This window comes from Octadecabacter arcticus 238, from assembly GCF_000155735.2.
GTDB lineage: Bacteria > Pseudomonadota > Alphaproteobacteria > Rhodobacterales > Rhodobacteraceae > Octadecabacter > Octadecabacter arcticus.
Genome location: NC_020908.1, coordinates 4010959 through 4032319, shown reverse-complemented (window position 1 = coordinate 4032319; position 21361 = coordinate 4010959). Strand labels below are relative to the sequence as shown.

The following is a 21361-nucleotide window of genomic DNA, read 5'->3' as shown; positions in this document are numbered from 1 at the left end:
TTAAATGGAACAATATGAAATACTGGATCCCCTTCATCAAATCAGACCCCCACGTGGCCGTCATCCGGCTACAGGGGGCAATAGCGACATCTGGTCGTGCCCTTAGCGATCGCGGGCTGGCTGACAGCATCGAAAAGGCGTTTCGCAGCAAACCCAAAGCGGTGGCGCTGGAAATCAGCTCCCCCGGTGGCTCGCCGGTTCAATCATCGCTTATTTGTGCGCGGATTCGCAGGCTTGCGGATGAAAAAGACATCCCCGTTTACAGCTTCGTTGAAGACGTCGCTGCATCGGGCGGCTATTGGCTCGCGACGGCGGGCGATGAGATTTATGTCGATCGTGGGTCCATTGTCGGGTCCATCGGGGTGATTTCGGCGGGCTTCGGGCTGACCGGAACCTTGGATAAAATCGGCGCCGAACGCCGCGTTTACACGGCTGGTAAATCCAAAAGCATGCTTGACCCGTTTCAGGCGGAAAAGCCTGCTGATGTGAAACGCCTCAAGGGTTTGCTGCGTGATATGCACGTCTTCTTCAAAGACCACGTCAGCACGCGCCGCGCAGGTAAGCTCGTAGATCAAGACCTGTTCACTGGCGACATCTGGGTTGGCCAAAAATCGATAGATGTCGGGCTGGCCGATCACCTTGGCCATCTGGTCCCGACCATGAAGGATCGGTTTGGTGACAAAACAAAATTCCGCCGCTTTGGTCAGAAAAAGCCCCTATTGGCGCGTTTCGGCGCCCAAATCATCGACGATGCCTACGGCGGCATTGAAGAACGCGCAGCTTACGCGCGGTTTGGCCTGTAGATGATATTTAAAATTGTAACCCTTTTTTTGGTCGGCATGGCTGTCATGGCAATGTTCGGCAAACTGACTGTGCCGGGCGTAAAGCGGCTAACGGACGCAAAGTGCAAGTCTTGTGGCAAGTTCAGCTTTGGTAAGCGGTGCGATTGTAAGGAACGCAAATAAATGTTGGACTGGCTTTCGATACCCGACGGGTCGACAACGGATTGGACGTTCACAGTCGTAGGGTTGGTGCTGTTGCTGCTGGCTGGTGACAGCCTTGTCAAAGGGGCTGTGAACATGTCGCTGCGCCTTGGCGTGCCTGCTTTTATCGTGTCGTTGACGATCGTAGCTTTCGGCACCTCTGCGCCAGAACTGTTGATATCGATCAAAGCCATTTTAGGCGGTGTTCCTGATTTGGCCTTAGGCAACGTGGTGGGGTCAAACACAGCCAATATTCTGCTTGTGTTGGGCGTTCCTGCGATGTTGGCTGTGATGCACACCAGCGAATGCGATACCCGCAACAGCTATTTGCAAATGCTAGGCGCAACGGTGCTGTTTATCGGCTTGGCCTATCGCGGCGCGTTTGACTGGGTCGCGGGTCTGATATTGCTGACCGCACTTGCGGGGATGTTGGTATATGCGGGACTGTCCGCGAAACGTCACCGCAGGGCTTGCAAAAACACTGAAATCGACATTGAAGACCTAGAAGGAGCCGACCCGGATCTGCCTTGGTCCAAGATCATCCTTTACCTCATCCTTGGTCTGATCGGCCTGCCACTTGGTGCGAGCCTGTTGGTGGACGGCGCGTCCAACATCGCGGCGGACTACGGCGTATCCCAAGCTGTGATCGGCCTGACACTGGTCGCCATCGGCACGTCGCTGCCCGAACTTGCCACAACAGTAGTTGCAGCCCTGCGCAAGCAAGCAGACGTCGCGCTGGGCAACGTGATCGGATCAAACATGTTCAACTTGTTGGGTATTATTGGCGTCGCCTCGCTGGTGGGCCCAATCCCCGTGGGCGCGAATTTCTTTGCCTTCGATTTCTGGGTCATGCTGTTGGCAACGCTTATCCTGATCCCGTTCGTCTTCTTCAAACTCGACCTAACCCGTATCTGGGGCGTGATCCTGACGGCACTCTACCTCACTTACATGCTGATGGTGCTTTGATGCCTGCTGCGTTGGTGACAGGCGGGGCGGCGCGACTGGGCAAGGCCATGGCGCTATACCTAGCAGCGCGCGGCTATGATGTGGCTGTGCATTACAATTCTAACGCAGATGCAGCGGCTGACGTCGCCGCCCAGTGTGGTGACCTGTCTGGCGGCAAATCCGTGGTCATCCAAGCAGACCTGTTGGATGAGGCGGAAACCAGCGCCCTCTTGCCAGAAGCGTCCCGTTTGCTTGGGCAGCCCATCACGGTGCTGATCAACAACGCGTCAATTTTTGAATACGATACGGTTCAAACTGCGACCAAAAGCAGCTGGGATCGACACATCGGATCGAACCTGCGCGCGCCGTTTGTTTTGACCCAAGCGCTTGCGCAACAAGCGCCTGAAGCGCAGATGGACGAAAACGGTGAACCCATCGCCGGTGCCCTCGTGGTGAATATGGTTGATCAGCGTGTGCGCAAACTAACGCCGGAATTCATGACCTATACAATTGCTAAGATGGGGCTTTGGGCGCTCACCCAAACAGCCGCCATGGGTCTTGCGCCCCATGTCAGGGTCAATGCCATTGGCCCTGGTCCAACGTTGCAAGGCGCGCGGCAATCCGATGACCATTTCGCCCGTCAGCGGGCAAGTACCGTGCTGGGTCGTGGGGCGAACCCGTCAGACATCACGGCAGCGCTGGGCTACTTTTTGGACGCGCCTGCTGTCACAGGGCAACTCCTGTGCGTCGATGGCGGGCAACATATTGGCTGGCAGACGCCAGACGTTTTGGGTCTGGAGTGATCAGGCCAGCGTGACGCGGCGACAACTTATGCACTAGTGCGCGGCGACGTCACAAAGCAGTTACATTTCTTTAATGATTTCAATTGTTTACCAGATGGACAAAAAATATCGTTCTGTATCAAGGGGTTAATGTCGAGCCTAAAAAATAGGCACATCCACTAAAGGGTAAGAAAATAAGGGATTTCTTTATCTCAGCAGGATTTGCCCACGGGGTTATCCACAGATTCCGTGGGTATGTTTACTCTTGCCAGAGGTGCTTTGCCATTGCAGCGGGCGACGGGAATCATAGGTTAGGGACATGAGCACGGACATCACCAAAATCCCGACTGGATATGACGTTATCCAAGGCTACTTGCGCACGCTTGACGGCTCTCCGGGGGTGTACCGGATGCTTGATAGCCAAGCCCGTGTTTTATATGTCGGCAAGGCCCGCAGCCTCAAGAACCGCGTCAGCAATTACGCGCGCCCATCGGGCCATTCCGCGCGGATTGCTACGATGATTTCGCACACCGCGTCGATGATGTTTCTGACGACCAACACAGAGACCGAAGCGCTGTTGCTTGAACAAAACCTAATCAAGCAACTCAAGCCGAAATATAACGTGCTGTTAAGGGATGATAAAAGTTTCCCCAATATCCTGATTTCCGGCGATCATGATTTCCCTCGGATTGAAAAACATCGCGGGGCGAAACGCAAAAAAGGTAACTATTACGGGCCCTTCGCATCTGCAGGCGCTGTGAATCGCACACTGAATACGTTGCAGCGGGCGTTCTTACTGCGCAACTGTTCGGACAGCGAATATGAGGGTCGAACGCGACCGTGTTTGCAATACCAGATCAAACGTTGCGCCGCGCCGTGCGTTGGTAAGGTCAAACAGGAAGACTACAAACAGCTGGTCAAAGACGCGGAGCGGTTCCTGGCGGGTAAATCGACCGAGATGCAGGCGTCGTTAGCCGCGCAGATGCAAAAAGCGTCCGAGGACATGGAATTTGAACGTGCCGCCGCTTTACGCGACCGTATCAAGGCGCTGACGCAGGTGCAGACGTCCCAAGGCATCAACCCGCGCGGCGTCAGAGAGGCTGACGTAATTGCGCTGCACACAGATGGCGGGCAGGCCTGCGTGCAGGTGTTTTTCATTCGCGCCAACCAAAACTGGGGCAACCATGATTATTACCCGCGTGTTAGCGGCGATGAGGATGCGAGCGAGGTTATGCAGGCTTTCGTCGGGCAGTTTTATTCCGACCGCGACCCGCCGCCCATGTTGCTGTTGTCCCACGGTTTGGACGACGAGGATTTGGTGACAGAGGCCCTTAGCGGAAAAATTGACCGCAAGGTCGAGATTATTGTCCCGCAGCGCGGCGAGAAGGCAGAACTGGTCAGTGGTGCTGCGCGCAATGCGCGCGAAAGTTTGGGGCGCAAGATGTCCGAAACCGCGACGCAAGGCCGACTGCTGCGCGGGCTAAAAGAAGCGTTCGATCTGGCTGAGGTGCCGCAACGGATCGAGGTTTACGACAACTCTCACATCCAAGGGGCCTTTGCCGTTGGCGCGATGATCGTTGCCGGGCCTGACGGATTTGATAAGAATCAATACCGCAAGTTTAACATACGGGGCGATGACCTGACCCCCGGTGATGACTTCGGGATGATGAAAGAAGTCTTGATGCGGCGGTTCAAGCGCCTGCTGAAAGAGGACCCAAACCGCGAGTTGGGCACATGGCCGGGGTTACTGTTGATCGACGGTGGCGCAGGGCAGGTGTCTGCTGTGCGCGCGATTATGGACGAGGTTGGCGTTGGTGATGTGCCAATGGTCGGCGTCGCCAAGGGGGTGGACCGCGACCACGGCAAAGAAGAATTCTACCGCACCGGCAAGCCCGTCATGGCCTTGCAGCGCAATGATCCGGTTTTGTATTTTGTGCAGCGCATGCGCGATGAGGCGCACCGATTTGCGATTGGCACGCACCGCGCCAAACGGTCCAAAGCCATAGGGGCCACCCCGCTGGACGATGTGCCGGGCGTCGGGGCGACCCGTAAGCGGGCGTTGTTGCAACATTTCGGGTCGGCCAAGGCCGTTGGGCGCGCAGCACTTGCGGACCTTAAGGCGGTTGAGGGAATTTCGGGCAATATGGCAGAGACGATCTACGGGTATTTCAATGAGAAGGGTTGACCTTATCCGCGGATAAGGTTTGTGTTTGTTAACAGATAGTTAAATCAAATTTGCTGGCTCTTCTCCGCTTTGTTGAGTAAGAAAAGATGCCGACCATCAAGTAACCTGTTGATATGTTAGGTTTCTGACAACTTTACATAGGGCAGGTATATGACCATCGACATCTCGCAACATATTTTACGCCTGAAGGGGCAACGTGTAAATGAAATTGAGCTGGCTGAAGACTGTGCGAAGGTTATTGTTCAGTGCAGTCGGGATGCCCGCAGGAGCGCTATAGACCCTGCAACCGGCAACCGGCAAGAAGGGTAGCATCAACCAACATATTCGCCGACAAGTAAACGACATCCCGTTTTTTGGGTATCCTTGTGTGATTGAGATTGAGCTAGCGCAGGTTTTTATTAGCAAGGGTGAGCGCCGCATTGAGGCGTGTCCTTTTGTTGATAAAGGGTGCCGTTTCACCCATCGATTTTGCCATCTTATCAGTGGATTGTGCCGTCATTTATCCATTCTGGCTGTCTCCAGGCATTTAGGTATACGATGGGAGACGGTAAAGAATATCGACAAGGCATACCTGATGGAAACGCTCCCTGCGCTTGATCCCGCACAGCTTGCTGGCTTGGATTACATTGGTGTCGATGAAGTGGCCCGGGCGAAAGGTCATGACTATATGACGGTGGTCTACGATATGGTCGGAGGGCATCTGATCTGGGTGGAAGCTGGTCGAACTGCCGAAGTTTTTTCAAGGTTTTTGAAACAGCTGCGGCCAGATACAGCCCATAAAATAAAGGCCGTGTCGATGGATATGGGGCCTGCCTACCAAAAGGCTGTCAGGGAGTCCTTGCCGATGGCCGACATCGTATTTGACCGTTTCCACGTCATGAAAAACTACAGCAAGGCTATCCATAATCAGCGTCGCCTTGAGTTCAGGAAGGCCGATCCAAGTGGTAAAGAGTTGATGAAGGGCACGCATTATCTGTTGCTCAAAAATGCGGATAAGTTGACTGAAAAACAAAGTAACAAGCTGCAAACGTTGCTGGAGAGCAATAGCAACCTGAATACGCTTTACGCCTTAAAAGAACAGCTTCAGGCTCTGTGGAGCGCCCCATCATTTGAGGGGATGTCAGAGCAACTGGAAAATTGGTGCCTGATCGCAGATCAGTCACACATGCTCTATCTGAAAAAGTTCGCAAAATCCCTAAGAAAACATTGTGTGGGCATATGCAACTACGCGAAACACAAGCTGACAAGCGCCAGGATAGAGGCTGGTAATGTCAGTATAGGAATGATCCGCAAACGAGCCAGGGGCATCAGAGATACCGAATACTTCAAACTCAAAATTAGACAATCATCCATCCCAGATAATCAATCTATGTTCTATTTGAAATCCTAGAATAACTCAACAAAGCGGAGAAGAGCCAATTTGCTTTGCAAATCCGATCAAGTGGGGGACCAGTCCCCCGTCCTTGGACTCCCCCAGAGATATTTGTGAAGCAAAGACGGGGAGTGGTGTGTGATTTCGAAACGGCTTAGACAGGCGATATGATGTGGAACATTCCTAATATATTGACGCTGATGCGTTTGCTGGCCGCCCCCGGTGTGGCGGTTATGTTTTTGTATTTCGCGCGGCCTTATGCAGATTGGTTTGCGCTGATCCTGTTCGTTGTTGCGGCGACGACGGATTGGTTGGACGGCTACCTTGCGCGTGCGTGGAAGCAGGAAAGCAAATTTGGTACCATGCTGGACCCTATTGCGGATAAGGCAATGGTGGTGATTGCGTTGTTGGTAATTTGTGGATTTTCCGGCATGAACCCATGGATCCTGCTGCCCGCGACCTTGATCATGTTCCGTGAGACATTCGTAAGCGGGTTGCGTGAGTTCCTCGGCGATACGGCCGGAACGCTGGCCGTGACCAAGTTGGCCAAGTGGAAAACCGCAGCGCAAATGACCGCGATTGCTGTTCTGTTTTCAACCGGCGCGTTCGAGACCTATTATAACATGTCCATTGAGGGCATGGATGGGACCACAGTTGACGGTATCTTTGCCGGTGACATTCCCGATGAGGGTGGGCTGGTCTGGAAGTGGACCGGCGCGTTCTACAGCTGGTGGATTGGCATAATTCTGCTTTGGGGCGCCATGCTTTTGACCGTCATCACCGGCGCGGATTATCTGCGCAAGGCGATGCCATACCTGAGGGAAAAGTAATGCCCGATCCAAAAGACCAGTCGGTCCACGTTTTGTATTTTGCTTGGGTCCGGGAGCGGATTGGTGTGCCACGTGAAGAGGTCCAGACACGGGCTGCGACGGTTGCTGATCTGGTGGCTGAATTGCGCGGCCGCGAAGAGCGCTATGACGTGGCATTTGCTGACGTAAGCGCGCTGCGTGTCGCACTTGATCAGGAATTGGTGGACTTTGATGCACCGCTTGCCGGCGTGCGAGAAGTCGCGTTTTTCCCACCCATGACCGGAGGATGACGATCCAATGATCCGCGTTCAGGCTATGCCGTTCGACCCCGGAGGGGAGCTGAATACCTTTTCTTCCAGTGTCGCTGGCGCAGGTGCTATCGTCAGTTTTACCGGAGTTGTGCGCGATGTTGCGGGCGGTTTGTCTGGCATGGAGATTGAACACTACCCCGGCATGACCGAAAAGGCGCTGGGCGCGATCCGTGGCGAGGCGATGCTGCGCTGGGATCTGGCGGACGCTTTGGTCATTCACCGCATTGGCCAACTTGAAGCACATGAAAGTATTATGATGGTCGTGACCGCGTCCAAGCACCGTAAGGATGCGTTTGAAGCGGCAGAGTTTTTGATGGATTATTTGAAATCCCGCGCGCCGTTCTGGAAGAAAGAGATCACGTCGGATGGGTCCGATTGGGTTGCATCCAAGGCTGAGGATGAAGACGCGCTATCGCGGTGGTGAGGCGAGGGCGCGGCAGGTTTGGTGTTGTGGGCAATTTGTCAGGTGATCGTTGATCAGCCCGCAGGCCTGCATCCAGGCATAAACGATGGTAGGGCCGCAAAATTTGAAGCCCATTTTCTTTAGGTCCTTGGAAAACTGGGTGGACATGTCGGTGTAACCGGGCACGTCAGACAAGGTTTCGCGGTTGGTTTGTAGTGGCTTTCCATCGACATAGGACCAACACAGCCCTGAAAAGTCGTCAATCTTCAGGAAGGCCTGCGCGTTGCCGATGGTGGCTTGGATTTTACCGCGATGGCGGATAATGCCTTCGTTTTGCAACAGGCGCGTGATGTCTTCTTCGCCCCAAGTGGCGATTTCAACGGGGTCGAAGCCTACGAAGGCCGCGCGGAAATTGTCGCGCTTTTTCAGGATTGTAATCCAGCTGAGACCGGCCTGAAACCCGTCAAGAATCAACTTTTCCCACAACGCGCGGCCGTCCCATTCAGGCACGCCCCATTCGGTGTCGTGGTAGTCGGTGTAGATCGGTTCTGATCCAGCCCAGCCGCAACGGTCTGACATCGTGTGCTCCTGCATGCGTGTTATACGTGTGTGCTCCTGCATTATGCTGACAGTTGTCTCGATATCGGCGGTGTTTACCAGCCCTTAAAGGCTGGCGTGCAATGACAAAGCACAAACAGGACAAACGCATGGCATTAAAATCCAATTCGGCAGCTTGGGACGACCAGACGCCACGAGACCCGCTGGAATATGCGGTCAGCGTGCGCGACTGCGATGTTTTGACGATGGTGCGCACCGCTTTGGCGACGGACAACTGCCAGTTGGCGATGCAGCCTGTTTGCACATCCAAACCAGGGTATCCGGTGGCGTTTTATGAATGTCTGATCCGCGTGATGGATGAAACGGGGCGCGTCATACCCGCCGCGCAGTTCATGGGTGAAATTGAGGAAACCAGCCTTGGACGTGACATTGACGCGGCGAGCCTTAAATTGGCGTTTCGGCTTCTGAAGCAGAACCCGACTACCCGCTTGTCCGTCAACGTCTCGGCGCGCTCCCTTGGTGATGCTGCTTGGCGACGGGTGCTGGACAGTGAATTGGTCAGTTCTGCGTTTCATGCGGATCGGCTGATTCTTGAGATCAGCGAAGACAGCGCAATGCAGCTGCCCGAAGTCGTGATCCGTTTCATGGAAGAAATGCAGCCCCACGGTCTGGCGTTTGCGTTGGATGATTTCGGGGCGGGAATGACGGCGTTTCGCCATCTTAAGGATTTCTTCTTTGATCTGGTAAAGGTCGATAGCCACTTTACCCGAAACATTGACCAAGACCCCGACAATCAAGTGTTGGCTGAGGCGCTGATCACGGTTGCGCATCAATTTGAAATGTTCGCGGTGGCTGAAGGTGTTGAGAGCCAAGCTGAGGCCGATTTTCTGATCTCTATCGGGGTGGACTGCGTTCAGGGCTACCATTTCGGAGTCCCAAAATTCTCGGTCTAGGGTTCATGATATCGCGGGTTCTTGCTGCATAGGTCTGTGAAACGACGCGAATTCGTTGCGATTACCGCATTGACGTCTTAAGCAGATGTAGCGGTGGCTGAAAGTCTTGAGTCTCATGAGTATTGTTTCACTCGGCTCTCAAAAACCGATCAATTTTTGTCGGAAATAAAAGGGGACCCTTTCTAATGACCAACGTAGTTATCGCATCCGCAGCCCGTACCGCTGTGGGCAGCTTTGGTGGCGCATTTGCCAACACGCCCGCACATGATTTGGGTGCGGCCGTTCTGGAAGAAGTCGTCGCCCGTGCCGGAATCGACAAATCTGAAGTGTCGGAAACCATTCTGGGTCAGGTTTTAACCGCGGCGCAGGGCCAGAACCCCGCGCGTCAGGCGCATATCAATGCCGGATTGGCCAAAGAAGCCGCAGCATGGTCGCTCAATCAGGTCTGTGGATCCGGTCTTCGTGCTGTTGCGCTGGGCGCGCAGCATATCATGCTTGGTGATGCGTCGATTGTGGCCGCTGGTGGTCAGGAAAACATGACACTTTCGCCCCACGCGCAAAACATGCGCGCCGGTCAGAAGATGGGCGACATGCAGTTGATCGACACCATGATCCGTGATGGACTTTGGGACGCGTTCAACCAGTACCACATGGGACAAACTGCCGAAAACGTTGCAGAGCAGTGGCAGATTTCGCGCGACATGCAGGATGAATTCGCCGTCGCGTCCCAGAACAAAGCCGAAGCGGCCCAAAAGGCTGGCAAGTTCGCCGATGAGATTGCAGCGTTCACCGTGAAGACCCGCAAGGGCGACATCATTGTTGATCAAGACGAATACATCCGCCACGGCGCGACGATGGAAGCCATGCAAAAAATGCGTCCGGCCTTCATGAAAGACGGCACCGTGACAGCGGCCAACGCTTCCGGTCTGAACGACGGTGCGGCGGCAACAATACTGATGTCTGCGGATGAGGCTGAAAAACGCGGGATTGAGCCTTTGGCCCGCATCGCATCCTACGCGACAGCTGGTTTGGACCCGTCAATCATGGGCGTCGGCCCGATCTATGCATCGCGCAAGGCGCTGGATAAGGCGGGCTGGTCCGTGGATGATCTGGACCTTGTTGAAGCCAACGAAGCCTTCGCAGCGCAAGCCTGTGCCGTGAACAAAGAAATGGGCTGGGATCCGGCAATTGTGAACGTGAACGGCGGCGCGATTGCGATTGGCCACCCGATCGGTGCGTCCGGTTGCCGCGTTTTGAACACGCTGTTGTTTGAAATGAAGCGTCGTGGTGCCAAAAAAGGCCTCGCGACGTTGTGCATCGGTGGCGGTATGGGTGTCGCGCTGTGTGTTGAGCGTCCTTAAATTTACGAAATAGCGGCGCAATAATGTTGCGCCGCTCAATTCGTAAAGATAACATCATTACCTAAGAAGAATCCTAAAGGGAGAAGACTATGGGACGCGTTGCACTTGTCACAGGCGGAAGCCGCGGTATCGGCGAAGCAATTTCTAAGAAACTAAAGGCCGACGGTTACACTGTTGCGGCCACATATGCAGGCAATGATGACGCCGCTGCAAAGTTCAGCGAAGCCACAGGTATCAAAACCTATAAGTGGAACGTGGCAGATTATGAAAGTTCCAAAGCGGGCATCGCGCAGGTCGAAGCAGACCTTGGCCCCATCGAAGTTGTCGTTGCGAACGCAGGCATCACCCGCGACGCGCCGTTCCACAAGATGACGCCTGAGCAGTGGCACGAAGTTATCGACACCAACCTGACGGGCGTCTTCAACACCATTCATCCGATTTGGCCCGGTATGCGGGAACGCAAATTTGGCCGCGTCATCGTGATTTCGTCGATCAATGGTCAGAAGGGTCAGTTTGCGCAGGTCAACTATGCGGCGACAAAATCCGGCGATCTGGGTATCGTGAAATCGTTGGCGCAAGAAGGCGCGCGCGCTGGCATCACAGCCAACGCAGTTTGCCCGGGCTACATCGGAACCGAAATGGTCATGGCCGTGCCGGAAAAAGTCCGTGAAAGCATTATTGGCCAAATCCCAGCCGGTCGTTTGGGTGAGCCAGAAGAAATCGCGCGTTGCGTGGCATTTCTTGCATCCGACGAGTCGGGCTTCATCAACGGGTCAACGATTTCTGCGAACGGTGCGCAGTTCTTCGTCTAGATCGGACTGTCAGACAAACAAAAGGGCGGGGAATTACCCCGCCCTTTTTGCGTCTCGCGTGCTGTTTAAGCTGCGGAGCGACGGAACAAGCCTTTGATCATGCGGGCAAATGCACCGGCGCGCTCTGCGTGGGCTTGAGCGATAATTTTGTTTACTTCTGACTGTGATAGTTCTTTGTACATGGGTCCACTCCGAGGGGTTTGTGGTCTCCTCCCATGTCTCTTGCTTATGTGGGCCATTTGCCTGATGAAACAGTCATTTCTGCAACGCCGTTCTGCGTCAAGCGCAAGGCTTTGGTCTTTCATAAAAAAAGCCGCCCCAAGGAGCGGCCTTTGACATCAGTTGCACAAAGTTTGCGCATCAACTTGGGTGCTGGCGCAACGACGCCAGCACCGTTTTGGTCTACGCAGGTGTTAGTCGCGTGATCTCTTGTTTGAGGTGAAGTTTTTGTTTCTTGAGGCGCGATACTTCAAGGCCATCGGAGCCCGGACTGCGTTGTTCTTTCTCAACAGCGTCCGAAAGGTTGTCGTGCTTTTTCTTGAGTTCCTGCAGGTGGGACGTCAAGTTCATGTAGATCCTCCTAACTTCGGTAAATAGTCCTTAAATTTGACCACAGATTCCCGCGTCTGTCACGCCGCACAGTAGCAATCGGACACAATGCGCAGAACACCGCTTAGACTCAAGTTTCAAATGCAACACTCAGAGCCCTTTGGGCATAGGATGTTGTGATGGACATACGAAGCAATCACCTCAGCAGCGAGGACCGTGGCGTGATATTAGCCGAGCATAATAGGGGCAGCAGTCAGCGGTTGATCGGCCAGCTTTTGCATCGCCCGGCGAGCACGATCTGCCGTGAGCTGGCGCGAGGTCGGCAGGAAGACGGCAGCTATTGCCCGCAAGCGGCGCGGCAGGCCTATGATGCCCGGCGCGCGCGCTGCCGCCGCAAGCGCAAGCTTGTGGAGGGGAGCGATCTTTATCGTTTCGTTCATGGCAAGCTCGTACATCTGCACTGGTCGCCTGAGCAGATTGCGCAGAGACTGCGTCTCATGAAGCCTGATGATCCATCCGCCCATGTGAGCCATGAGACCATCTATGCCGCGATTTACGCGCAGCCACGTGGCGGGCTGAAGGCGGCGATGATCGAGGCGTTGCGTCAAGCGAAGCCTAAGCGTGGGCTCAAGCGCAGGACAGCGGCGGGCAGTGCTATGGTCCCGGAATCATTGCGCATTATCAATCGCCCTGAAGAGATCGAAGCACGACTGGTACCAGGCCATTGGGAGGGCGACCTCATCAAGGGCGCATTCAATCGCTCGTCAGTGGGGACCTTGGTCGAGCGCAAGACACGCTTTGTCATTCTTTGCAAAATGGATGGCAATGGGGCCGAGGCCGCGCTTGACAGCTTCACCCGCCAGATGAGACGACTACCCGCTGATTTGCGCAAGAGCATGACCTATGACCGTGGCTCCGAAATGGCCTGCCATCGTGAATTGGCGCGACGATTGAAAATTGATATCTGGTTCTGCGATCCGCATGCTCCCTGGCAGCGCGGCAGCAACGAGAACACCAACGGACTGCTGCGTCAGTTCATGCCCAAAGGAACTGACCTGAACGGTGCAAGCCAAACATGGCTCAACGACGTTGCAAACCTGATGAACAACCGTCCAAGAAAAACCCTCGGATGGAGAACACCCGCTGAAGCTATGGCCGACGAAATCGTGGCCTTTAAATCAACCGTTGCACTTGATGTTTGAATCCAAGAAGTCCAGATGTGCGGATTTATTAATCAGCCAGATAAAAATCGCGGCCGTCGCGCAAGATTCCTGCGATCTCGGGTCGGTAATCATCGCCGTCAGACACATGTGACGGGCCGTCGTGCAGCGGAATTGGCGCGTGCAGCTTGAACGGTGTGCGGCCGCCTTTGCGCGCGCGCAAAATGATGCGGTCTGCGGCGCGGCCATCCCGCCCAGTAATTGGATAGACGTTGATGGCGCCCAGCCGCTCATCAATAGCCCGCAAAAGATCGGGCAGGCGATCCGCCTTTTGGATCATCGTCAGGGTTCCTTTGGGTTTGAGCCGCCGCGTCGCCGTGTCGATCCAATTAACGGTCGCTGTGTCGCCAGCGAAGGCGATGTCGCGGTCCGGTAGGGGGCTTGAATTGCCCGATGAGCGTTTAAAGTATGGTGGATTAACCATGACATGATCAAAGGTCAGGGCGCGCAGATCTGATGGAAGGTCGCGCAGATCGGCGGTCCAGATCGTGGTGTCAATGTTGTTTGCCGTTGCATTCACGCGGCAAAGGTCGGCGTATCGCGGCTGAACTTCAACGCCATGAAGCGCCAAACCCGACACCCGCGTTGCCAAGCACAGCAGGGCCGCACCTGTGCCGCAGCCAAGGTCCAGCACGGATTGGCCGGCCTGCGCGCGAACGGCTGCCGCCAAAAGCACCGGATCGACACCGGCCCGATACCCTTTGGTGGGTTGCTCAAGCGTCAAGCGCCCCCCAAGGAAGGCGTCGAACGTCGTCTCAGACCCTGTGCTCACAGTCCCAATTCGATGTTGTTGGCTGTCATCACGGAGGTCGCGATGAAATGATCGGCCCGACGCACCATCAGACGGCGCGGCAATATGCCTAAAGATCCGTCAAGGATGCTCATATTTACGTCTAACTCAAACACCTCTATGTTCTAGCCCTGCAGAAGGGCTTTGACAAAGGCGATGATTGTGATGTCATTGGTGCGAAGGAGTTCTTTCATACCCATGACTTAAGGTGCATTGCTGCCCTTTGTCGAGCAACTGACGGAGCTGTGATGAGCCTAGACCATGCCGCAAGCAAACCACATGACCGTTTGGCAGCTGCTTTGACGGATGAAATGGACGCCGTGAACGTGTTGATTCGCGACCGAATGGCATCCGAACATGCACCCCGCATCCCCGAAGTGACGGCACATTTGGTTGAGGCGGGCGGCAAACGCCTGCGCCCGATGCTGACGTTGGCGGCGGCGAAGATGTGTGGCTATGGCGGCCCGTATCACGTGCATCTGGCCGCGACAGTCGAATTTATTCATACGGCGACATTGCTGCACGATGATGTGGTTGATGAAAGTGCGCAGCGGCGCGGGCGGCCCACGGCGAACTTGTTGTGGGATAATACGTCGTCGGTGCTGGTTGGCGATTATCTGTTCGCACGCTCGTTCCAGTTGATGGTTGAAACGGGATCGCTGCGGGTGCTGGATATTCTTGCCAACGCATCCGCAACGATTGCCGAAGGCGAAGTCTTGCAGTTGACTGCCGCAAGCGATCTGGCGACGAGCGAAGCGGTTTATTTGCAGATCGTGCGCGGCAAAACAGCAGCTTTGTTTTCAGCGGCCTTGGAAGTGGGCGGCGTCATTGCACAACAGGATGAGGCGCTGGTAAAGGCGCTTTATGACTATGGCGACGCGCTGGGCATCGGATTTCAGATTGTTGACGATCTGCTGGATTATTCAGGTACGGACGCCATCGGCAAAGACGTCGGCGATGATTTCCGTGAACGCAAACTGACGCTTCCTGTGATTAAGGCCGTGGCACTGGCGGACGCGACCGAACGCGCCTTTTGGGTGCGCACCATTGAAAAAGGTCGCCAAGAAGATGGCGATCTGCAAACTGCACTGGGCCTTCTGGTCAAACATGGCACGCTTGACGCCACAAAATCAGACGCTCTGGCTTGGATGGAAAAAGCGAAGGCGGCGTTGGCGCCCCTGCCGGATCATCCGATCAAACTGATGCTGTTGGATTTGGCAGATTATGTGGTCGCCAGAATTAAGTAGGCGCTGCGCCGGTTTCTGCGATCCACCATGTTGGATGCGATAGGCGCAATGTTGCGGCGGCAGCGTCGCGGCTCGTGCCATCTTTGAATAATGCAAAACACGTGGCACCGGACCCTGACATGCGGGCCAATGTACTGCCAACCTGCGCGCTCAGTGACCCCAAAACGTCATCAATGGTGGGGGCCGCGATCCGAGCAGGCGTTTCCAGATCGTTGCGCTGGGCCAAAAGCCATGTGACCCAATCATCTCTGTCGCGCGGGTCGGGCATGTCAGCCGCCATCGGCGCGTTTGATTTGCTGGCAAGTCCGCCAAAGACTTGCGCGGTCGAAACAGCCACATTCGGGTTCACCAAAAGTATGTCGAGCATTGGCGCAGGGCCCAAGGTGTCGATTCGGTCCCCGATGCCGTGCATGCGCGACAATTCGGACGTCATGCAGACAGGCACGTCAGCGCCGAGTTTCAGGATTGTGGCGCTGTCAGGAATTGGCAGGCCCCACAGGCGGGACAGGGCGCGCAAGGCGGCGGCGGCGTCTGCCGACCCACCACCGATGCCGGACGCAACGGGCAGGTTTTTTGTCAGTGTAATGGCCGCACCATTGGTGACACCGAAAGATCGGGCAGCGCGCATCACCAGATTGTCGTTGTCCGCTGTCAGACCTGCCGAAAACGGACCGTCTATCGTAAGGGTCAAGCGTTCTGCGGCAGCGACTGTCACGACATCACCCAACGCCGTAAACATCACCAAACTATCAAGCAGATGATACCCGTCGGCCCGTTGCCCCGTCACATGCAGCGTCAGGTTGACTTTGGCAGGCGCAGGTTCACAAAACGCGCCCTTAGTTGTCGTCATTCGCTATCTCAACCGCGGCGGCGGGGGTCACGCCTTCGTCGGCGTAAACCGCTTCCAACCCGACGGAGAGTTTGTGGCGAATGCGGTCGGCCTCAGCCTGTTCGGGTTCAAATGACAGCGCACGTCGCCATTGAAAACGCGCTTCGACGTCTCGACCGACCATCCAGTAAACGTCGCCCAAGTGATCTGACAGGATCGGGTCATTGGGTTCGAGTTCGGCGGCGCGTTCCATGGGGGCAACGGCCTCTTGGTAGCGGCCAAGTTTGTAATAGACCCAAGCAAGGCTGTCGACGATGGCGCCACTGTCAGGACGGGCTGCAACGGCGGTTTCGATCATGCCCAAGGCTTCGTCGAATTTCAGTCCACGATCCACCAGTGAATAACCAAGGTAGTTCAATACCGATGGATTGCCGGGGTTGAGCGCGAGAGAGGCGCGAAAGTCTGCTTCGGCCGCGTCCCATTCATCAAGGCGTTCACTGGTCATACCGCGTGAATAGAGCAACCACCAGCGGATGGATGCGTCCTCTGGGTAGCCTGAAAGTGCTGCGCTGTATGCGTCGCGGGCATCTACGAAATGTTCTTGCTGGCGGTAAATGTCGCCCAGCGATGCGTGCGACAGTGGCAGGTCGGGATGACTGCGTGTGAGCTGGCTGAGAACTTCGATGGCTTGTTCGATCCGACCTGCAAGGCGCAAGGCCTCTGCGCGGCCAATTTCTGCGCTATGAAACGCGGGGTCATCTGTGGCGACCTGTGCGAAGGTTTGCGCTGCAGCGTCGTATTGGCCAAGTGCATTCAGCAGCCTAGCAGTGGCGATTTGCGTGTCGGCATCGTGGGGTGCGATATATCGGGCGGCCTGCGCGTAGAGCAACAGATAGCTCTCATTGGCTTCCCCCTGAAGAATGTCGGAGAAGCCTTTGAAGGCGTAAGAGATGCCGTCGCTCGGTGTTGCGACAGCGCGGGACAGGTCGGGAACCTCGCCTGCAGTGATGGCGCTGCGTAGGGCGGCCAGTTCGGGATCGGGGTCTTCACCGAAGGCGCGTTCGATCATGTCGCCAGCCCGCTCAAAGTCACCGAGTTGGACGAGGATTTGCAGATGCGCCACGACGGACCCGCGGGTCGGGATGATACCGATGTTGGGTGGCAGGTCATAGATCGCGCTTGCGCCGTCCAGATCGCCTGACATTGCAAGCGCGAGGGCTTTGTGTTGTTGGCCAAAGCCGCGCAATCCCGGTGTGTCGATCACTTCGTCAAATCGCATCATCGCGTGGACTGTGTCACCCTTGCCAAGGTAAGCCCATGCTTGGGCCAGACCATCCAAAAGCGGGCCGACCTCGTGTCCGGCCTCGATTAAATCAAATATCGCGTCCCAATCTTCTGCGCGGGCGGCCTGTGCCATAAGCGCTATGTTGGCGATCTGGCTTTCGCCCCCTGCGCTGATGAACGGGCGCGCGATGCCTGCCGCGGATTCAACCTGTCCGACGCCCAAGTACGCCGCAAGAGTCTGTTCCATAAGGGCTGTGTTGTTGGCGTCGGCCAGCAAAGCGTCGCGAAAATAGAGTGCTGCTGCATCGTAATCGCCAGAAATCGCGGCCTGACGCGCAGCGAGATAGGCACCCGCATTCTGGTCCGCCGCTGCTGGCATCGCCAAGGCGAGCGTTGCGGCACAAACTGTCAGGCGAAGGGCGGTGGTAATGCGAAAATTCAAGGCATGCTCCGTTCATTTGATAAATACAGCCTACGGTGGTGGAATCGGCGGGGCAAACAACAATTCCGTTGATGTGTCGTATTGCGCGGTATGTCGCGTCTGTTTGAACCGAAAAAGGGCCCCGCAATGCGAGGCCCCAGTCCTTAACCGCTTGATCGGTTACATGTTCGGGTAGTTTGGCCCGTCACCGCCCTGTGGGACTGTCCACGTGATGTTCTGGCTCGGGTCCTTGATGTCGCAGGTTTTACAATGGACGCAGTTCTGGAAATTGATCTGGAACTTGGTGTCTGCGCCTGTGCCGACGAATTCATACACCCCTGCCGGGCAATAGCGTGCCGATGGGCCAGCATATTGCGCAAGGTTCACATTCACCGGAATCGACGGGTCTTTGAGGCGCAGGTGCACTGGCTGGCTTTCTTCGTGATTGGTGAACGAAAATGCCACGTTGGTCAGGCGATCAAAGCTAAGTTTGCCGTCGGGTTTCGGATAATCGATGGGCTTGTGCTTGGATGCCTTTTCTGTTGCATCCGCATCGTTCTTGCCGTGCTTCATCGTGCCAAACAGCGAAAACCCGAATGTGTTCGTCCACATGTCAAGACCGCCGCCGATCAGCGACGCGAGCATGCCATACCGCGACCATAGCGGTTTGACATTGCGCACCTTCTTGAGGTCCTTGCCGATGGCACCTGTGCGCACGTCGACCTCGTAATCTGTCAGCTCGTCGGACGCACGGCCTGCTCTAATGGCGGCATGGGCGGCTTCGGCTGCGGCGATGCCCGACAGCATGGCGTTATGGTTTCCCTTGATTCGCGGCACGTTGACCATGCCGACGCTGCAACCCAGCAGCGCCACGCCGGGGGCGGTCATTTTCGGCATGGACTGATACCCGCCTTCGGTGATCGCGCGCGCGCCATAGGCCACGCGTTTGCCGCCCTCTAGCAAGTCAGCAATCATCGGGTGATGCTTGAACCGCTGGAATTCCATATAGGGGAACAGATACGGGTTTTTGTAGTTCAGGTGGACCACAAAGCCGACGTAGACCTGATTGTTCTCAAGGTGGTAGATGAACGATCCGCCACCTGCATTGCTGCCCATAGGCCACCCACTTGTGTGCGTGACGGTGCCTTCTTTGTGCTTTTCGGGGTCGATTTCCCAAATCTCTTTCATGCCAAGGCCGTATTTCTGAACATCAGAGTTTTTGGCGAGATCGTATTTCGCGATGACTTCTTTGGACAGCGACCCGCGCACGCCCTCAGACAGGAACACGTATTTGCCGTGAAGTTCCATGCCGGGTTCGGTGTTGGGGCCGATTTTGCCGTCGGCCTCTAGGCCAAACACACCTGCAACGACGCCTTTGACTTCGCCTTTGTCGCCGTAAACGATCTCTGAACATGACATTCCGGGGAAGATTTCTACGCCAAGCTCTTCGGCCTGTTCTGCCATCCAGCGGCAGACGTTGCCCATCGACACGATGTAGTTGCCGTGGTTGCTCATCAGTGGCGGCATTGGCAGGTTGGGGATACGGACCTTGCCTCCTTCGCCCAGCAAGTAGAAATTGTCGTGGGTGACAGGCGTGTTGAGCGGCGCGCCCTTGGCTTTCCAGTCGGGGATCAGTTTGTCGAGACCGACAGGATCAAGAACCGCTCCCGACAGGATGTGCGCGCCGACCTCAGACCCTTTTTCGAGCACCACGACGGTCAAATCCGCGTCAAGCTGTTTCAGTCGGATCGCTGCCGACAGACCCGCAGGGCCAGCACCGACGATAACGACGTCATATTCCATGGATTCGCGTTCAATATCAGCCATGTTTGGGCCTCCCTAGCGTCTGCAATGAGATGTCTAGATCGGAATATAGGACGAGGATGGGTACGGCAATCACGGCACGACAGAAAATTGCGCGCCAACGACGTAAACGTTGCGTCCGCAAATAAAGACCGACGACGTGTCGATGCCCCTTGAGGCGACGGGTGCGGGCGGGTTATGCATATACACTTGAAATATGGACCCCTTAGGGATTGGCTAGAATGGACAAGATACCGCTGACACGTGCCGGATTTAACAAGCTGGATGCCGAATTAAAGAATCTGAAGTCTGTTGAACGCCCTGCGATTATCCGCGCTATTTCGGACGCGCGGGAACATGGTGACCTATCGGAGAACGCGGAATACCATTCCGCCAAGGAAAAACAGTCGTTCATCGAGGGCCGTGTAAAGGAACTTGAAGGCGCGATTTCGCTGGCCGATGTGATTGACGTTAGCAAGCTGAGCGGAACTGTGAAGTTCGGCGCGCATGTGACGTTGATCGATGAAGCCACCGACAAAGAAACGACCTATCAGATCGTCGGCGAATACGAGGCCGATATCGAGCAGGGCCGCTTAAACATGAAATCGCCGATTGCACGGGCGTTGATTGGTAAAGATGAAGGCGACAGTGTTGAAGTGCGCACGCCCGGCGGTGTAAAATCCTACGAGATTCTGACAATCGTTTTCAAATAAGGCCCTGACTTAGATGGCGAACGATAACAACAAAGCAGATGTAGCACTTCGCGCTGGGGTGCAGGCGGATGGCGTTCGTGTCACCGTGATTGAGGTGATAGCGATTGTTGTCAGTCTGATCTGGCTCGTCGGTGTGGCGCTGTTTTTCCTTGTGTTACCAGGCGAAGGTGACGGTGCGGCACAGGTCGATAGCCTGCGGTTTGTGATGACGCTGATGGCGATCTTCCTGCCGATTGCGATGGTTTGGATTGCAGCATTGGCTGCACGGTCTGCCAAGATCGTGCGGACCGAAAGCCGGCGGTTGCAGGCGGCGATTGACGGAATGCGCCAAACCTATGTGGCGGACTGCCAATCGCGCGGCACGGGTATTGAACCAACGGTTGAACGCAAACTGAATGAGATCGCGCGGGCGACCCAAAAGACAGAAACAGCGCTGGCAACCTTTGCAACATCGCGCCCGTCCGAACGCATGGTCGCAGCGCCGCAGCCTCAAACGTCCAGCGCTGACGATCAGCCAAGCCTTGCGCTGGGCACAACCGCAGAAGACATAGCTCCGCCGATCTCGCGGCCCGATCTTGTGCGAGCGTTGAACTTTCCGGACACAGATACGGATGAAGTTGGGTTTGCAGCGCTACGTCGCGCGCTAAAAGACCGAACGGCCAAACAATTGATTCGCGCCAGCCAAGACGTCTTGACACTGATGAGCCAAGACGGAATTTACATGGACGATTTGCGACCTGATCGCGCCCGCGCTGAGGTTTGGCGCCGGTTTGCCCATGGTGAGCGGGGCAAGGCCGCCGCGTCCCTTGGTGGTATTCGGGATCGGTCTTCGTTGGCTTTGACGGCAGGGCGGATGCGCGAAGACGCAATTTTCCGCGACGCCGCGCATCATTTCCTGCGCAAATACGATCAAATGCTGGTCGCGTTTGAAGTCGAGGCGAGCGATGAAGATATCGCAGCACTGGCCGAGACCCGCACAAGCCGTGCGTTTATGTTGTTGGGCCGCGTGACGGGTGCATTCGACTAAGGCG

General features: G+C 55.7%; 20 protein-coding genes and 2 pseudogenes. 15 read left to right on the top strand and 7 right to left on the bottom strand.

What is annotated here, in order from left to right:
• The first annotated feature begins 14 nt into the window (after positions 1–14).
• The 8 genes and pseudogenes from OA238_RS20830 (at position 15) to OA238_RS20795 (ending at position 7811) form a co-directional block, all read left to right on the top strand.
• Positions 15–803, top strand: coding sequence for a S49 family peptidase (locus OA238_RS20830; RefSeq protein WP_015496732.1), 789 nt, complete (start codon positions 15–17; stop codon positions 801–803).
• Between the two features lie 162 nt (positions 804–965).
• Positions 966–1949 (top strand): calcium/sodium antiporter, encoded by a 984-nt coding sequence (locus OA238_RS20825; RefSeq protein WP_015496731.1) that lies wholly within the window; start codon positions 966–968, stop codon positions 1947–1949.
• Positions 1949–2731 carry an SDR family oxidoreductase gene (locus OA238_RS20820; protein WP_015496730.1) on the top strand — a complete coding sequence of 261 codons (783 nt, stop codon included), beginning with the start codon at positions 1949–1951 and terminating at the stop codon, positions 2729–2731. The genes OA238_RS20825 and OA238_RS20820 overlap by 1 nt, the downstream gene beginning before the upstream one ends.
• 298 nt (positions 2732–3029) lie before the next feature.
• Complete coding sequence (uvrC, locus tag OA238_RS20815; protein WP_015496729.1) at positions 3030–4895, top strand: excinuclease ABC subunit UvrC; 1866 nt, start codon at positions 3030–3032, stop codon at positions 4893–4895.
• A gap of 150 nt (positions 4896–5045) precedes the next feature.
• Positions 5046–6285 (top strand): annotated as a pseudogene (locus tag OA238_RS20810) (ISL3 family transposase).
• A gap of 149 nt (positions 6286–6434) precedes the next feature.
• The gene (gene pgsA / locus OA238_RS20805) at positions 6435–7097 is read left to right on the top strand and encodes a CDP-diacylglycerol--glycerol-3-phosphate 3-phosphatidyltransferase (RefSeq protein WP_015496727.1); all 663 of its coding nucleotides are present in this window, start codon (positions 6435–6437) and stop codon (positions 7095–7097) included.
• Positions 7097–7366, top strand: coding sequence for a molybdopterin converting factor subunit 1 (moaD, locus tag OA238_RS20800; protein ID WP_015496726.1), 270 nt, complete (start codon positions 7097–7099; stop codon positions 7364–7366). The genes pgsA and moaD overlap by 1 nt, the downstream gene beginning before the upstream one ends.
• 7 nt (positions 7367–7373) lie before the next feature.
• The gene (locus tag OA238_RS20795; RefSeq protein ID WP_015496725.1) at positions 7374–7811 is read left to right on the top strand and encodes a molybdenum cofactor biosynthesis protein MoaE; all 438 of its coding nucleotides are present in this window, start codon (positions 7374–7376) and stop codon (positions 7809–7811) included.
• Here OA238_RS20795 and OA238_RS20790 read toward each other — a convergent pair.
• Positions 7797–8369, bottom strand: coding sequence for a DNA-3-methyladenine glycosylase I (locus OA238_RS20790; RefSeq protein WP_015496724.1), 573 nt, complete (start codon positions 8367–8369; stop codon positions 7797–7799). The two genes, OA238_RS20795 and OA238_RS20790, sit on opposite strands and share 15 nt — an antisense overlap.
• Before the next feature lie 128 nt (positions 8370–8497).
• On the opposite strand from OA238_RS20790, the gene OA238_RS20785 reads away from it, so the two are divergent.
• From OA238_RS20785 to phbB, 3 genes are all read left to right on the top strand, one after another.
• Positions 8498–9301, top strand: coding sequence for an EAL domain-containing protein (locus OA238_RS20785; protein WP_015496723.1), 804 nt, complete (start codon positions 8498–8500; stop codon positions 9299–9301).
• 185 nt (positions 9302–9486) lie between these two features.
• Positions 9487–10662, top strand: coding sequence for an acetyl-CoA C-acetyltransferase (locus OA238_RS20780; RefSeq protein ID WP_015496722.1), 1176 nt, complete (start codon positions 9487–9489; stop codon positions 10660–10662).
• An 89-nt stretch (positions 10663–10751) separates the two neighbouring features.
• Positions 10752–11474: an acetoacetyl-CoA reductase gene (gene phbB, locus OA238_RS20775; RefSeq protein WP_015496721.1), complete on the top strand. Its 723-nt coding sequence runs from the start codon at positions 10752–10754 to the stop codon at positions 11472–11474.
• 402 nt (positions 11475–11876) lie between these two features.
• Here phbB and OA238_RS30615 read toward each other — a convergent pair whose 3' ends face one another.
• Positions 11877–12044 (bottom strand): YdcH family protein, encoded by a 168-nt coding sequence (locus tag OA238_RS30615; protein ID WP_083906793.1) that lies wholly within the window; start codon positions 12042–12044, stop codon positions 11877–11879.
• Between the two features lie 158 nt (positions 12045–12202).
• On the opposite strand from OA238_RS30615, the gene OA238_RS20765 reads away from it, so the two are divergent.
• Positions 12203–13225 carry an IS30 family transposase gene (locus tag OA238_RS20765; RefSeq protein WP_015496720.1) on the top strand — a complete coding sequence of 341 codons (1023 nt, stop codon included), beginning with the start codon at positions 12203–12205 and terminating at the stop codon, positions 13223–13225.
• Between the two features lie 28 nt (positions 13226–13253).
• Here OA238_RS20765 and OA238_RS20760 read toward each other — a convergent pair whose 3' ends face one another.
• On the bottom strand, positions 13254–14015 hold the full coding sequence (locus tag OA238_RS20760) for a tRNA1(Val) (adenine(37)-N6)-methyltransferase (RefSeq protein WP_015496719.1): 762 nt from the start codon (positions 14013–14015) through the stop codon (positions 13254–13256).
• Positions 14012–14227: pseudogene (locus OA238_RS20755) on the bottom strand (putative signal transducing protein). The gene OA238_RS20760 and the pseudogene OA238_RS20755 overlap by 4 nt, the downstream one beginning before the upstream one ends.
• 54 nt (positions 14228–14281) lie before the next feature.
• On the opposite strand from OA238_RS20755, the gene OA238_RS20750 reads away from it, so the two are divergent.
• A complete protein-coding gene (locus tag OA238_RS20750) occupies positions 14282–15280 on the top strand; it encodes a polyprenyl synthetase family protein (RefSeq protein WP_015496718.1) in 999 nt (332 codons plus the stop codon).
• Here OA238_RS20750 and OA238_RS20745 read toward each other — a convergent pair.
• From OA238_RS20745 to OA238_RS20735, 3 genes are all read right to left on the bottom strand, one after another.
• The gene (locus OA238_RS20745) at positions 15273–16130 is read right to left on the bottom strand and encodes a 4-(cytidine 5'-diphospho)-2-C-methyl-D-erythritol kinase (protein WP_015496717.1); all 858 of its coding nucleotides are present in this window, start codon (positions 16128–16130) and stop codon (positions 15273–15275) included. The two genes, OA238_RS20750 and OA238_RS20745, sit on opposite strands and share 8 nt — an antisense overlap.
• The gene (locus OA238_RS20740; protein WP_015496716.1) at positions 16117–17835 is read right to left on the bottom strand and encodes a tetratricopeptide repeat protein; all 1719 of its coding nucleotides are present in this window, start codon (positions 17833–17835) and stop codon (positions 16117–16119) included. The genes OA238_RS20745 and OA238_RS20740 overlap by 14 nt, the downstream gene beginning before the upstream one ends.
• A 159-nt stretch (positions 17836–17994) precedes the next feature.
• Positions 17995–19641, bottom strand: a complete 1647-nt coding sequence (locus tag OA238_RS20735; protein ID WP_015496715.1) for an electron transfer flavoprotein-ubiquinone oxidoreductase — start codon at positions 19639–19641, stop codon at positions 17995–17997.
• Positions 19642–19859: 218 nt separating this feature from the next.
• Here OA238_RS20735 and greA point away from each other — a divergent pair, with 218 nt between their 5' ends.
• Positions 19860–20330, top strand: coding sequence for a transcription elongation factor GreA (greA, locus tag OA238_RS20730; RefSeq protein WP_015496714.1), 471 nt, complete (start codon positions 19860–19862; stop codon positions 20328–20330).
• 13 nt (positions 20331–20343) lie between these two features.
• The gene (locus OA238_RS20725) at positions 20344–21357 is read left to right on the top strand and encodes a hypothetical protein (protein ID WP_015496713.1); all 1014 of its coding nucleotides are present in this window, start codon (positions 20344–20346) and stop codon (positions 21355–21357) included.
• The last annotated feature ends 4 nt before the right edge of the window (positions 21358–21361 follow it).

Coding starts and splice junctions, on each gene's coding strand:
- OA238_RS20725 (WP_015496713.1), top strand. CDS start 20,344: ATGGCGAACGATAACAACAAAGCAGATGTAGCACTTCGCGCTGGGGTG.
- OA238_RS30615 (WP_083906793.1), bottom strand. CDS start 12,044: ATGAACTTGACGTCCCACCTGCAGGAACTCAAGAAAAAGCACGACAAC.
- OA238_RS20830 (WP_015496732.1), top strand. CDS start 15: ATGAAATACTGGATCCCCTTCATCAAATCAGACCCCCACGTGGCCGTC.
- OA238_RS20765 (WP_015496720.1), top strand. CDS start 12,203: ATGGACATACGAAGCAATCACCTCAGCAGCGAGGACCGTGGCGTGATA.
- greA (WP_015496714.1), top strand. CDS start 19,860: ATGGACAAGATACCGCTGACACGTGCCGGATTTAACAAGCTGGATGCC.
- OA238_RS20785 (WP_015496723.1), top strand. CDS start 8,498: ATGGCATTAAAATCCAATTCGGCAGCTTGGGACGACCAGACGCCACGA.
- OA238_RS20820 (WP_015496730.1), top strand. CDS start 1,949: ATGCCTGCTGCGTTGGTGACAGGCGGGGCGGCGCGACTGGGCAAGGCC.
- OA238_RS20795 (WP_015496725.1), top strand. CDS start 7,374: ATGATCCGCGTTCAGGCTATGCCGTTCGACCCCGGAGGGGAGCTGAAT.
- uvrC (WP_015496729.1), top strand. CDS start 3,030: ATGAGCACGGACATCACCAAAATCCCGACTGGATATGACGTTATCCAA.
- OA238_RS20790 (WP_015496724.1), bottom strand. CDS start 8,369: ATGTCAGACCGTTGCGGCTGGGCTGGATCAGAACCGATCTACACCGAC.
- moaD (WP_015496726.1), top strand. CDS start 7,097: ATGCCCGATCCAAAAGACCAGTCGGTCCACGTTTTGTATTTTGCTTGG.
- OA238_RS20735 (WP_015496715.1), bottom strand. CDS start 19,641: ATGGCTGATATTGAACGCGAATCCATGGAATATGACGTCGTTATCGTC.
- OA238_RS20745 (WP_015496717.1), bottom strand. CDS start 16,130: ATGACGACAACTAAGGGCGCGTTTTGTGAACCTGCGCCTGCCAAAGTC.
- OA238_RS20750 (WP_015496718.1), top strand. CDS start 14,282: ATGAGCCTAGACCATGCCGCAAGCAAACCACATGACCGTTTGGCAGCT.
- OA238_RS20780 (WP_015496722.1), top strand. CDS start 9,487: ATGACCAACGTAGTTATCGCATCCGCAGCCCGTACCGCTGTGGGCAGC.
- phbB (WP_015496721.1), top strand. CDS start 10,752: ATGGGACGCGTTGCACTTGTCACAGGCGGAAGCCGCGGTATCGGCGAA.
- pgsA (WP_015496727.1), top strand. CDS start 6,435: ATGATGTGGAACATTCCTAATATATTGACGCTGATGCGTTTGCTGGCC.
- OA238_RS20825 (WP_015496731.1), top strand. CDS start 966: ATGTTGGACTGGCTTTCGATACCCGACGGGTCGACAACGGATTGGACG.